Origin of the sequence: Candidatus Sulfotelmatobacter sp., assembly GCA_035498555.1 — a bacterium.
In the GTDB taxonomy this organism is placed as follows: Bacteria; Eisenbacteria; RBG-16-71-46; order RBG-16-71-46; family RBG-16-71-46; genus DATKAB01.
In genome coordinates, this window is sequence record DATKAB010000042.1 from 1 (window position 1) to 12,851 (window position 12,851).

Sequence of the window (12,851 nt, forward strand, 5' to 3'; positions counted from 1 at the left end):
ACCCGAAATCGAGAAAACGTCTTCCACCGGCATCAGGAACGGCCCGTCGATCAGCCGCTGCGGCTGCGGTATGTAGCTGTCGAGCGCCTCCGCCAGCTTCATGATCGACCCCGCCCCCATCTCGCTCGTGTCCCCGTCCAACGCCATCTTCGCCGACCCAATCACGATCGGCGTCTTGTCCCCAGGAAACTGGTACTTCGACAACAGCTCCCGCACCTCGAGCTCCACCAGCTCCAGCAGCTCCTTGTCGTCCACCATGTCCGCCTTGTTGAGGTACACCACGATGTAGGGCACCCCCACCTGCCGCGCCAGCAAAATGTGCTCCCGCGTCTGCGGCATCGGCCCGTCCGCCGCACTCACCACCAGAATCGCCCCGTCCATCTGCGCCGCACCCGTGATCATGTTCTTGATGTAGTCGGCGTGCCCCGGACAGTCCACGTGCGCGTAGTGCCTCTTCTCCGTCTCGTACTCCACGTGCGCCGTATTGATCGTGATCCCCCGCGCCTTCTCCTCCGGCGCGTTGTCGATCTGGTCGTATGCCTTCACCTCCCCACCGTACTTCTTCGCCAGCACCATCGTCATCGCCGCCGTCAGCGTCGTCTTCCCGTGGTCCACGTGTCCGATCGTCCCCACGTTCACATGCGGCTTCGTACGCTCGTATTTCGCCTTCGCCATGTGCGACTCCTGAATTCGGGGTCTAGGAACTGCAGAACGACGGTGCGGATCGACTCACGGATCGGGTGGCGGTCCCCGGTGGAACTCCGCCTGCTTCGCGAGATGTCATGTACCGCTCTCGTGATCGGGCGCGTCTCGAACCCGATTCCGCAAGCGTGGAGCCCACGATCGGAATCGAACCGATGACCTTCTCCTTACCATGGAGATGCTCTACCGACTGAGCTACGTGGGCTTGCGACGCCCGAAACGTCCGAGAACAGCAGCACCGAGATGCGCGAGCAAGGATGGCGCGCTGCACTGGACGGAAGTCGAGGTGGCTCGACGTCCCGGGCGTCGAAAAGACGCACTTCCCCGAAGCGTCCTTCCGGTGGGAAACACGCCTGGGGAATCGAACGAGCACGGCAATCTACCGCCCACGATCCGCGTATGTCAACTAAATTTTGGGGGTTGGGAGATCCTCGACAACCCCGATCTGATCCCCGCTTTGGAGTCCAGGACGGGGGGGCGGGGAGCTACCCGGCGGGGAGATTTTGCGACGATCTGCCATTTGGCGGGGCAGAAGCCTCTGGAAGGCGCCGGCCGGATGAAGGATGGAGCGGGAAACGGGATTCGAACCCGCGACCCTCAGCTTGGAAGGCTGACGCTCTACCACTGAGCTATTCCCGCTCGAGGCGCTGAGCTTACGACGAAACGACTGGTGGAGGGGGAAGGATTCGAACCTTCGAAGGCGTACGCCGGCAGATTTACAGTCTGCTCCCTTTGGCCGCTCGGGCACCCCTCCAGACTTCTCGTTCGTTGAGGGTCCGCTCACTCGAGGGAGCGGAGACGATCAGAGCTGGCGAAGGGACTCGAACCCCCAACCACCTCATTACAAATGAGATGCTCTACCAATTGAGCTACGCCAGCAGAGTAGGACGAGTCCGGCCTGGACTCCGAGCCCGCGGAATCTAGGAGTGGCTCGAAGGAGTGTCAAGGCTCGATAGGTCATCGCGTTCACCAGAATCGAAAAGGCAGCCGAGAGAAGTCGGAACTTCGACTTTCTGGCTGCCTCTTCCCGAGAGAACAGGGAGTGACCGGGATGAACCCCACTGCTCTCCCGGCTTCGTTGACCGGGCGTATTTGGTTTTTTTGTTACGAACGGTGAACCACTCTCACAGCTCAGCTGAATCTCGGCCTACTCGAGTTACTCTCACCCCTCTCTTGCGAGCCGACTCAGCGGCAGAACTGGTACGAGCCCCCGGGAGCACGCGGCCCCCGAATACTTCCAGTTCCACATCGGAGTGGGGCGATCGGGCGACTTGCGACGCCGATGGAGGTGCCGTTCTGCGTCGCGGCCGCCCCGACCCTGAGCCCTCTTCCCCCAGAAGACTCTGCCCCTGGTCTCAAGGATGCTGACCTCCTGCTCGACTGCATCCCCGTATCCGCGCTGGGGAACAGCAGGGCTCGTGCCAATTGCATGACTTCGTCGAAACCGCGACGAAACATTGCTGGAATGCCAACAATTTCAAGCCATTGCACGAACGGAGGTTATTCGGACCCCGGCGCGGTCTCGAGCCGACCATGCCCCGGTTGATACCCGGTGGGGTAACACTTCAGGGCTTCAAGGAATCCGGAAAGCTCATGAGCCTCAACGCCGTGGCTCGGGTGTTACCCGGCGGGTAACAGGGTGACGCGATTTCACGAGAGGGAAACACTCGCGCGGGGGTGGGAAGGCGAGTCGCCCAAGAATCAAACGACCACCGCGTGATCGCGCGGTCGAAAGACCGCGGCGAAGGCTTACTGGAGCTGGACGTTCAGCCTGCGGAGGCGCGCGTAGAGCGTCTTGCGGCTCACGCCGAGCATCTGCGCGACGCGGCTCTTGTTGCCGCGCGAGCGCTCCCAGGCCTGCAGGATCGCGCGGCGATCGATCTCGGAGCGATCGGCGGGCAGAGGCAGGCTGATCGCTGCGGCGGTGGCGAGGAACGGCAGCAGGGCGGAAGCGTCCACCAATCGAACACCGGTGTGGAGCGCGGCGAGACGCTTCATCACGTTTTCGAGCTCGCGCACGTTTCCGGGCCAGCCGTAGGTCAGCAGCGCGGCCTCGGCGTCGGTCGCGAGCTGCGGGCCCTCGAGCCCGCCGTAGAACGCGAGAAAGTGCCGGGCCAGCGGCACCACGTCCTCGCGCCGCTCACGAAGCGACGGCAGCCGGATCTCGATCTCGTTCAGGCGGAAGAGGAGATCGCGCCGGAACAACCGCTCGCCGTCCTCGCTGCGCAGCTCGCGATTGGTGGCGGCGATCAGGCGCACGTCGGCGCGGCGGACCTGAGTTTCGCCGAGTCGCAGGTACTCGCCGCTCTCGAGGAAGCGGAGCAGCGTCACCTGCACGTCGGCCGGAAGCTCGCCGACCTCGTCCAGGAACAGCGTGCCGCCGTGAGCCGCCTCGACCAGGCCGACGCCCTCCGCGTGCGCGCCGGTGAAAGCGCCCTTCCGGTGGCCGAACAGCTGCGAGAGCGCCAGGTCGGCGCGCAGCGCGCCGCAGTTCACCGCCAGGAACGGACCCGAGGCCCGCGCCGACTGGCTGTGGATGGTGCGCGCGATCAGTTCCTTGCCGGTTCCGGTCTCGCCCAGCACCAGCACCGAGAGCTCGGTGGCGGCCGCACGCCGGGCCAACTGCTCCACGGCGCGCATCCCGGTCGAGCACGCCACCAAGCCTGGTGCACGAGGGCGACGTCCCAGCACCGTCGCGGGACGAGCGGGCGGAGGAGCGGCCTCGCCGATCAGCCGATGCAGCTCGCTCTCGGCCAGCTCCAGCCAGTAGTGAGTGGGCAACTCCGCGAACGCCGCCACCGCCCGGTAGAGGTGCCGCCGCGACTCGCGCGGATCGCGATGGGCTCGAGCGAGCGCCATCTCGACGCGCCCGATTTCGAGTCGTTCGCGGCAGGCCGCGAGCAGCACGGCCGCCTGATTCCAGTATTGAAGCGCTTCCTCGCGCGCGCCGCGCGCGAACGCGATCTCGCCCGCCACGCGCTCGGCGATCGCCCGCTCGAGCCGGTCGTCGATCCGCTCGGCAAGGCGCGTCGCGCGCTCGCAAGCGAGTCGCGCGTCGTCGAGGCGCTGCAGCGCGCACAGCGACTCGGCGCGGCGGCGCTCCAGCTCGACCACCAGATCGCCTTCGGGCGCGATGCGCTCGGCCAGCGACAGCGCCTCGCGGTAGCGCTCGAGCGCCATTTCCGGGCGCCCGCGATCGAACTCCAGCTCGCCGAGGAACTCCAGCGCCAGCGTTTCCTCGCGCCGCACCCCGGCCGAGCGGCTGCGTTCGAGCGCGCTCAGCAGGCGGGTCTCGGCTTCCACGAAACGCCGCGAGAGCCGCGCCACGTTTCCGAGCCCGATCGTCACCTGCGCCAGCGACCATTGGTCGTTGGTCTGCAGGAACACGCGCTCGGCGCCGCGGTAGCATTCCTCGGCCGCCCCCCAGTCGCCGCTCTTCTGGTGCACGATGCCGAGATTGAGCAGCGCGGGGCCGGTGTTCGAGAACTGCCCGAGCGTACGGTAGACCTCGAGCGCCCCGGACAGGTGCGTGATGGCGGCCTCCCACTCGCACCGGTTCTTGTGGATCAGGCCGAGGTTGGCCCGAATCTGGGCGCTCCGCAGCTCGTCGCCCAGCCGGCGGAACAACGCCAGCGCCTGCTCGTAGTAATCACGAGCCCGGTCCAGATCGCCCAGGCGATAGGCGACCTTCCCGAGCTGAGTCAAAGTCTGCGCGGCCAGCAGCGAGTCTCCCGAGCGATCCGCCAGCTCGAGCGCACGTTCGGCCGAGACACGTGCCTCGTCGAGGCGGCCGATGCGGAACAGGGCCTCGGCGCACTGGCGGTGAATCCGCCCGATCAGGGCGGGAGACTCGATTGCGGACTGGGAGTTCAGCAGCTCGCGGCTGTGTGCGAGTGCGGCCTGGACGTCCCCGCTCGCCAGCCGGCAGTCAATGGCCTTGCTCTCGATGGCCGCGCGACGATCGAGGGACAGCGTGCGCGCTTCAGGGCTCGACAACAGCCGCTGGATGGTCTCGAGGGCCGGCACGTAACTGTCGGCCTGCAGGTAGAGATCCGCGAGCAGCTCGAGGTCGGCGAGCGCCGTTTCGCGCACTCCCGGTGCGCGAACGGCGAGTCGCTCCTCGAGCTGAGAAATGCGATCGGGGTCGTAGCTCGGCACGCCGAAACTCCGGATCAACGATGCAAATCGACGACGAGGGCTAGTAGCGAATCAGACTGATTCGCAGGGCCCGCGCCATCACGGTCAGACGCCACATCCAGACATTGCCCAGGTCGCGGCTGTCACCCACAGACCGCATCGAGAGCGTCGCGTTCCTCGAATACTGAAGGCCGCCAAACTGGCCCGATCCCTTCTTCAAGGTGCCGCCTGACGGTTGGTCAGGATCACCGATTCCGGGCGTGGGAAGACCCCCGCCTCCAGCCGTGCCGTCGCCGCCGCCGGGGCTCCGTGAATCTCCCCGCGAAACGTCGGCAACCGACCCGCCTGGATGCGAGATCGCCAGTGCGGACAGAACGCTCAATGCCAGGATGAAGGTCCACCAGCGATTCGCTTTGAATCGAGGCATTCTCATCCTTCCTGTCCCCGGTACGTAACTCTGGCCAAGCTTCTGGCCATGCGTGCGCTCAAGTCCGATGCCCGTGACGCGCAGGGATGGATACGGGGTGAACCCCAAAGCGTCTGAGGGATTGGGCTGGGCCTGAACTCCCCTTTAGGCTATTCCCATTGACAGGGACCTATCAACAAAATTCTCGTCCCCGCCCGACCCCGCTCGGGCTACAGCTGGGGTGAGATTCTCCGAGCCGCCGTCCGGCGATACAAGAATCTGTCAAGCGCGCCGCAGTTTGGGCCCCGAGGCGGTGTCCTCGACCAGCACGCCCTGGGACTTCAGCTGATCCCGGAGGCGGTCCGACTCGCCCCAGTTGCGCGACTTGCGGGCGGCTTCCCGGGCCCGGACGAGCGCCAGCACCTCGGCGGGCCACTCCTCGGTGGCCGGGGCCCGCCAGAACATCCCCAGCACCGCGCCGAGCTGCAACAGAGCGCGAGCGGCACCTCGGGCCTCCGCCCCCACACCCTCATCGAGGGCCCGATTGACCGCTCGAGAGAGGTCGAAGAGGTGCCCGATGGCCCTGGCGGTGTTGAAGTCGTCGTCCATCGACTCGTGGAACTCGCGATCGGCCAAAGCCACCGCCTCCCCGAGCCATCCTCCGACCCCGGCCGCGGCGGCGATCGCGCCCACCCCCTTCGGCGGCGGCGAGAGCTCACCCGTCCACGCTCCGGCGCGCTCGAGCGGCGAGCGAAGCCGCGCGTAGGCGACGCCCGCCTCCTTCAATCGCTCGAGAGTGAACTCGATCGGGCTCCGGTAGTGAGTCGAGAGCAGGTAATAGCGCACCACCTCGGGGTCCACCTGCTCGGCGATGTCCTCGATGAAGAACAGATTGCCGGTGCTCTTCGACATCTTCTCGCCGCCCAGATTGACCATGCCGTTCTCGCTCCAGAAATTCGCCGGCGGCTTGCCGGTGAAGGCCTCGCTCTGGGCGATCTCGTTTTCGTGGTGCGGGAAGATCAGATCCTGGCCCCCGCCGTGGATGTCGAAGGTCTCGCCGAGGTATCGCATGGCCATGGCCGAGCACTCGATGTGCCAGCCGGGCCGACCCGGCCCCCACGGCGAATCCCACGCCGGCTCGCCGGGCTTCGATCCCTTCCACAGCGCGAAGTCGAGCGGATCGCGTTTGGCCTCGCCCGGCTCGATGCGATACCCCTCGCGCAGCTCGTCCACGCGCCGCCCCGACAGCTTTCCGTAGTCGCTCTTCGAGCGCACGTCGAAGTACACGTCGCCGCCCGCCGCATAGGCGTGGCCCTTCGCGATCAGGCCGGCGATCATCGCGTGCATCTCGGGGATGTGCTGGGTGGCGCGCGGATAGACGGTGGCCCGCTCGATGTTGTGCAAGTCGGCGAAGCGGAGATAGGCCTCGATGTTGCGCTCGCTCACCGACTCCCAGGGCACTCCCTCGCTGTTGGCTCGGGCGATGATCTTGTCGTCGACATCGGTGAAGTTGTAGACGTAGCTCACCTCGTAGCCGAGGTGCTCGAGATAGCGCCGCATCACCTCGCCCGAGAGGGAGGCGCGCACGTGCCCGACGTGCGGCTTGTTCTGAACCGTCATGCCGCACACGTACATGCGCACCTGGCCAGGTGTGACGGGAACGAATTCGCGTTTGTCGCGGGTCAGGGTGTCGTAGATGCGGAGCGTCACGGGGTTCCTCGGTCAGGTGCGAGCGGGCTGGGCGCCGGGCGACAGGACCAGTTCGCGGCCGGCGCTGAAACGATGGCCGGCGCGCGCCAGCGCGGAGTGCACACGGCGCCGCAGCTCGCGCGAGACTTCCGGCGCGTCCGGACCCGGGTGAGCGCGCAGGACCAGACGAAGCGTCGCATCGGTCGGTGTGAGCGACTCGATGCCCCACACTTCGATCGGATCCATGAGCCGCGCACGCCACGCCGGATCCTCGTTCATCTCCTTCGCCACCTGGCGGCAGACCCCGATCGCCGCGTCGAAGTCGGCGCCGGTCGCCACCGGAACGTCCACGGCCAGCCGCTGCCAGCCGCGGCTGCGATTGGTCACGGTCTTCATCTCGCCGTTGGGAACGAAATGGACATAGCCGTTGAAGTCTCGCAGCGTGGTGATGCGCAGCGTGATGCTCTCGACCGTCGCCGGCTTGCCGTCGATTTCGATCAGGTCGCCCACCGAGAACATGTTCTCGGTCAGGATGAACACGCCGGCGATGATGTCGCGCACCAGCGTCTGCGCTCCGAACCCAAGCGCCACGCCGAAGATGCCGGCGCCGGCGAGCAGCGGCTGGATGTTCCAGCCCAGCACCGCGAGGACCCGGATGAAGGCGCCGGCGATCACCAGGGTGGTGACGACGTTCCGGATCACCAGATTGAGCGTGCGCGCCCGCTGGCGTGCGGCCTCGCTGTCGCCGCCGGCGCGGAGCACGACCCGCTCGATCCGCGCCGCCGCCAGGAACAGCAGGCGCTGCACCACGAACGCGACCGCCAGCGTGAGGCCGATGCGGTATGCCATCTGCGCCAGCTTGTCGGTCTCGGGCAAGAGCGCGCGCCAGCCGTTGCGCGTCTCCAGGATCACGGCGGCGAACATCGGGGTCATCGAACGACGCGCTAGACCAGCCCGGCCACGGTTTTCTTGTCGAGCCGCTTCACCAGCGCCACCAGCAGCTTGACCGTCGCTTCGAAGTCACGCTGATCGATGATGCTGACGTGGCTGTGGATGTAGCGCGCCGGCACGCCCATCGAAATGCTGGGCACGCCCTCGGCGTTGACGTGAATGCGCCCGGCATCGGTGCCGCCACGCTCTACCGACTCGAACTGGAGCGGGAGCTTGAGCTTCCTGGCGGTGTCCATGACCAGATCGAGCAGGCCCCGATTGGGAATGCAGCTCGAGTCGAACACGACTACGAGCGGGCCGCCGCCGAGCTTCTCGTCGCCCTCGGTCCCCGGAGTGTCGTGGGCGATTCCCACATCCAAAGCGATGCCCACGTCGGGATTCAACTTGAACGCCGAGGTCTGCGCGCCGCGCAGGCCGACTTCCTCCTGCACGGTGGCCACGGCGTAGACAGTGTTGGGATGAGCCACGCCCTTGAGCCTTCGCGCGGTCTCGGCGGCCAGCGCGCAGCCGATGCGATTGTCCCAGGCCTTGGCGAGCAGCAGATTGCGATGAGCCATCACCGTGAACGCCGAATCGGGAATGATCGGATCGCCCGGTCGGATGTCGAGCTTCTTCTTCACGTCCCAGTCCGAGGTCGCGCCGACGTCGATGTACATCTGGCGCACCTCGAGCACCTTCTTGCGATCCTCGTCCATCAGCTCGTGCGGCGGCTTGGAGCCGACCACGCCGAGCACATCGCCGGAGCGCGTCTTGATGATCAGGCGCTGGCCCAGCACCACGTGGCCCCACCAGCCGCCCAGCGGCAGGAACTTGACGAAGCCCTCCTTGGTCACGGACTTGACCATGAAGCCCACTTCGTCGAGATGTCCGGCCAGCATCACGCGCGGGCCCGCCGCCGAACCCTTCTTCTCGCAGATGAAGCTCCCCAGGCGATCGCGGCTCATCGCACCGATGCCCTTCAGGTGGCGCTCCATGACGGTCGCCACCTGGTTCTCGAATCCGGGGGCGCCGTGGGCTTCGACCAGCTCCTTCAGGAAACTCAGGGTTGAGTCCATGGGTTCTCCGTTGCGTCAGGTTCGGCTGGCTTCGCCGGACTCCGCGGTGCGGACTCCGCGCCGGCGACGGTGTTCGTCGAGCGCCAGGTCGATCATGCGCTGCACGACCTGGTCGTACGAGATTCCCCGCGCCCTGGCGGCCATCGGCACCAGACTGGTCGGCGTCATGCCGGGGATGGTGTTGACTTCGAGACAGTACGGCTCGTTCTGGGGGGACAACCTGAAATCCACGCGCGTCACGCCGCGGCAGTCGAGCGCGCGCGAAGCGCGCACGCCCAGCTCGCTGATCTTCTGCGCGAGCGGCGCGGGAAGATCCGCGGGGCAGAAGTATTCGCTCATGCCCGAGGTGTACTTGGCTTCGTAGTCGTAGTGGCCGTGCCTCGGGCGAATCTCGACGATCGGCAGCGCCTCGTCGCCGAGCAGCGCGACCGTCAGCTCGCGGCCGGGAATGAAGCGCTCGATCAGGATCTCGAATCCGTGGCGCCCGGCTTCCTGGATCGCGGCCGGCAGTTCTTCCTCGCCCGTCACCACCGTGAGACCCACGGTCGAGCCCTCGGCGTTCGGCTTCACCACCAGCGGGTAGCCGCCAAGCTTCGAGACGTCGAGCGTCGGCATCGGTTCCCCGGCGCGAATCAGCTGCCATTCCGGCGTGGGGATGCCCTCGTGCTCGAAGATGCGCTTCGACATCGCCTTGTTCATCGCCAGGGCGCTGGCCATCACGCCCGAACCCGTATAGGGGCGTCCACTGAGCTCGAGCAGCGCCTGGATCGTGCCGTCCTCGCCCTCGCCGCCGTGAAGCGCGATCAGCACCACTTCCGCCTCGGCGACCGCCTGCGAGCTGGTCATCATCGCGGCGGTCGTCGCGGGAAGCGCGCGCACCTGCTCGGCGGGCAGGGCAGCCCGTTCCTCTTCGCCGGCGGGAAGCAGCCGGCCGTTGGCGGCGTCGACCGAGGTCACCTGATGCCCGAGGTTGCGCAACGCCTGCGCGATCCCGCGCCCGGTGCGCAGCGAGATCTCGCGCTCGGACGACCGCCCTCCCATCAGCAGCGCCACCTTCATTCCGGATTCCTCTTCGAGGCGTGGTGCAGACGTTCCGCGGCTTCGGCGGCCGGCTCGAGGGCCGCCCTCAGCCGTGGATCACCGAGCCGGCGGCCGCCGCGCGCAGTCGAGACACGCAGCGATCGCGGCCCAGCGCTTCGGCGACGTGCGGCAGCTCGGGCCCATGAGTGCGCCCGGTGAGTGCCGCTCGCGCTGGCTGGAACAGATCGCGACCCCTGAGTCCGAGGCGCGCACCGGCCGATTGAAGCGCGGATTTGAACACTTCCCCGCTCCAGTCAGCAAGCCCGCCCAGATCGCCGGCCAGCGCGGTGAGCAGCCGCCGCGCGGGCTCGGTCGCGATCGCCGCCGCGGCGTCGGGCTCGAGCGTCACCTGCTCGGCGAGGTAGGGCTCGAGCTCCTGCGACAGCTCGGCGAGCGTCGCGACGTTGCCGCGCACCAGTTCGAGCAGACGCTCCTGCTGGCGGTCGGGCAGCGTCCTCACCGACGCCGGCAGGAAGTCCGCCGCCCAGGCGCGCAACTGCGCGCCGCCGGCGTGGTGCAGGTAGTGGGCATTCATCCAGCGCAGCTTGTCGGGGTCGAAGATCGCGCCGCTCTTCCCCACTCGATCGAGCGTGAACTCCTTCAAGAGCTCCTCGCGCGACAGGATCTCGCGCTCGTCGGGCGTGTGAAAGCCGAGCAGCGCCAGGTAGCTGAGCATCGCCTCCGGAACGTAGCCGGCACGCCGCCAGTCGCCCACCGCCACCGCGGCCTCGCCGTCGCGCTTGCTCATCTTGGTTCGATCGCGATTCAGGATCAGCGCGAGGTGCGCGAACGCCGGCGGATCGCGATCGAGCGCTGCGTAGAGCATGAGCTGCCGCGCGGTGTTGGGCAGATGCTCCTCGGCGCGGATCACGTGAGAGATCTCCATCGCGGAGTCGTCGATCACGCAGGCGAAGTTGTAGGTCGGAAGCCCGTTCGAGCGGAGCAGCACGAAGTCGCCGACCATGCCGGCCGGGAATCGGACCTCGCCGCGCACCGCGTCGTGCAGCACCCAATCGCGCGGCTCGACCGCGTATCGAATGCTCTCGGCGCGGCCCTCGCCCCGGGCCGCGTCGCGCTCGGCGCCCGACATCCGGCGGCACTGGCCGTCGTAGTGCGGCGGGCGTCCCGCGGCGAGCGCCGCCTTCCGGCGCGACTCCAGCTCGGCCTCGGTGCAAAAACACGGATAGGCGAGCCCGCGCGACACCAGCAGCTCGGCCTCCTCGCGGTAGCGCGGGAGCCGCTCGCTCTGTCGATAGGGACCGTGCGATCCGCCCACATCGGGACCCTCGTCCCACTCGAGCCCGAGCCACTTCAAGTCGTCGAGCACGCCGCGCTCGGCGGCAGGATCGTTGCGCGCGACATCGGTGTCCTCGATGCGGATCAGGAAGCGGCCGCGGCGCTGGCGAGCGAACAGCCAGTTGAAGTAGGCGGTGCGCGCGCCCCCCACGTGCAGCCAGCCGGTGGGACTGGGAGCGAAGCGGACGCGAACCGGTTTGGGATCGGGCATGGGGGGCGGATATTAGTGAGTCGCGGCGCGATTGTCCTGCGGGTTGCCGGAAGCGAACTCGCCGCCGAATTGATTTGCGCCGGCCTGGCATCGTTCCTATCGTTTGATCAGCGGCTCGCCTCGAGCGACCAGACGCTCGCGCATTCGGGAAAGGACACCGCGGTGACGCTTCGCGCGATCGTGCTCGCCATGCTGGTCGGTCTCGCCGTTCCCTCGGCGTCCCGCGCCGGCTGGACGCTCGACGGAGCGCCGCTCGTCCCGGGACCCGGCGTTCAGATCTTTCGCGACTTGATCCCGGATCGGGCGGGCGGCGCGTTCTTCGAATGGGAACAGGGCGCGGGCTACTACTGGCAAGTGTCGGTGATTCGAGTGGACGCGCTCGGCAACGTCGTTCCGGGTTGGCCGCGCGCCGGGCTCCCGGTGTTCGACCCGCTCCTCAATCTGCTGACGGGCGAGACTCTGCTCTACGACGACCAGAAACATCTCTACGTCGCCTGGACCGTGCGGCAGAACGCCGGCAAAACCGTCGAGATGCTCCATTGCCTCGATGCCATCGGCGGCTTTGCGCCGGGCTGGCCGGCCGGCGGTCTCCGCATCGCTTCGGCGGTCGGCGTGGATTTCCAGTCCCATCTGGTTTCCGACGGTCAGGGCGGCGTGATCGCGGTGTGGGGCCCGGTGACACCGATCGAGGGCATCGATTGCGAGATCCGAGCACAGCGGGTCGACGCGCAGGGCGGACTTCACTGGGGTGACTTCGGCCGCACCATCGTCCCGAGCGCGGACGACCTGATCGGCCCGGCCCTGGTCTCCGATGGCGCGGGCGGCGCGATCCTCGCGTGGTCGAGTGGCCGGTCGGGGCAATCGCAGATCTTCGCGCTGCGGCTCACCGCGGGTGGGGATCCGGCACCGGGCTGGCCGGCGACCGGTGTCGCGATGACCACGGCAGCCGGCAATCGCCAACTGGGAGCGATGGTTTCGGACGGCGCGGGCGGGGTGATTCTGGGCTGGAGCGAGTCGCGCGGCGCCACGGGGACGGCGGGCCAGGACGTGTACGCGCAGCGCGTGCTTGCGAACGGCAAGCTTGCACCCGGCTGGGACGCGGACGGAAACGTGGTGTGCGCCGCGCCGAACAATCAGATTAGTCCGCGCATGTGCAGCGATGGCGCGAGTGGCGCGGTCCTCGCGTGGAACGATTTTCGACCCGGGGCGAGTTCGACCGGAATCTTCGCGCAACGCATCGACGGCGTGGGACACTTGCTGTGGGCCACGGCGGGAGTTGCGGTGTGCACGGCCCCGGACGTCCAGCGCCTCGGCGCGTTGTCGT

General features: G+C 67.5%; 9 protein-coding genes and 4 tRNA genes. 1 reads left to right on the forward strand and 12 read right to left on the reverse strand.

Features of this window, described 5'->3' with window-relative positions; all coding sequences use genetic code 11:
- The 12 genes from VMJ70_03480 to gltX form a co-directional block, all read right to left on the reverse strand.
- Positions 1-675 (reverse strand): GTP-binding protein (locus VMJ70_03480; GenBank protein HTO90173.1); only part of this gene is annotated, 675 nt, incomplete at its 3' end.
- A 156-nt stretch (positions 676-831) separates the two neighbouring features.
- A tRNA-Thr gene (locus VMJ70_03485) sits at positions 832-907 on the reverse strand.
- 359 nt (positions 908-1,266) lie between these two features.
- Positions 1,267-1,341, reverse strand: a tRNA-Gly gene (locus VMJ70_03490).
- A gap of 29 nt (positions 1,342-1,370) precedes the next feature.
- Positions 1,371-1,456, reverse strand: a tRNA-Tyr gene (locus VMJ70_03495).
- A 52-nt stretch (positions 1,457-1,508) separates the two neighbouring features.
- Positions 1,509-1,581: transfer RNA gene (locus tag VMJ70_03500), tRNA-Thr, on the reverse strand.
- A gap of 870 nt (positions 1,582-2,451) precedes the next feature.
- Positions 2,452-4,860, reverse strand: a complete 2,409-nt coding sequence (locus VMJ70_03505; protein HTO90174.1) for a sigma 54-interacting transcriptional regulator — start codon at positions 4,858-4,860, stop codon at positions 2,452-2,454.
- Between the two features lie 40 nt (positions 4,861-4,900).
- Positions 4,901-5,059: a hypothetical protein gene (locus tag VMJ70_03510; protein ID HTO90175.1), complete on the reverse strand. Its 159-nt coding sequence runs from the start codon at positions 5,057-5,059 to the stop codon at positions 4,901-4,903.
- 468 nt (positions 5,060-5,527) lie between these two features.
- Positions 5,528-6,955, reverse strand: a complete 1,428-nt coding sequence (cysS, locus tag VMJ70_03515) for a cysteine--tRNA ligase (protein HTO90176.1) — start codon at positions 6,953-6,955, stop codon at positions 5,528-5,530.
- 12 nt (positions 6,956-6,967) lie between these two features.
- Positions 6,968-7,858 (reverse strand): mechanosensitive ion channel family protein, encoded by an 891-nt coding sequence (locus VMJ70_03520; GenBank protein ID HTO90177.1) that lies wholly within the window; start codon positions 7,856-7,858, stop codon positions 6,968-6,970.
- 20 nt (positions 7,859-7,878) lie between these two features.
- On the reverse strand, positions 7,879-8,940 hold the full coding sequence (locus VMJ70_03525) for a M42 family metallopeptidase (GenBank protein ID HTO90178.1): 1,062 nt from the start codon (positions 8,938-8,940) through the stop codon (positions 7,879-7,881).
- A 15-nt stretch (positions 8,941-8,955) separates the two neighbouring features.
- Positions 8,956-9,999 (reverse strand): D-alanine--D-alanine ligase, encoded by a 1,044-nt coding sequence (locus VMJ70_03530; protein HTO90179.1) that lies wholly within the window; start codon positions 9,997-9,999, stop codon positions 8,956-8,958.
- A gap of 67 nt (positions 10,000-10,066) precedes the next feature.
- Positions 10,067-11,527 carry a glutamate--tRNA ligase gene (gltX, locus tag VMJ70_03535; GenBank protein ID HTO90180.1) on the reverse strand — a complete coding sequence of 487 codons (1,461 nt, stop codon included), beginning with the start codon at positions 11,525-11,527 and terminating at the stop codon, positions 10,067-10,069.
- Positions 11,528-11,689: 162 nt separating this feature from the next.
- Here gltX and VMJ70_03540 point away from each other — a divergent pair.
- On the forward strand, positions 11,690-12,851 hold a 1,162-nt coding region (locus VMJ70_03540; GenBank protein ID HTO90181.1), incomplete at its 3' end, for a hypothetical protein.

Coding starts and splice junctions, on each gene's coding strand:
- VMJ70_03525 (HTO90178.1), bottom strand. CDS start 8,940: ATGGACTCAACCCTGAGTTTCCTGAAGGAGCTGGTCGAAGCCCACGGC.
- VMJ70_03530 (HTO90179.1), bottom strand. CDS start 9,999: ATGAAGGTGGCGCTGCTGATGGGAGGGCGGTCGTCCGAGCGCGAGATC.
- gltX (HTO90180.1), bottom strand. CDS start 11,527: ATGCCCGATCCCAAACCGGTTCGCGTCCGCTTCGCTCCCAGTCCCACC.
- VMJ70_03520 (HTO90177.1), bottom strand. CDS start 7,858: ATGTTCGCCGCCGTGATCCTGGAGACGCGCAACGGCTGGCGCGCGCTC.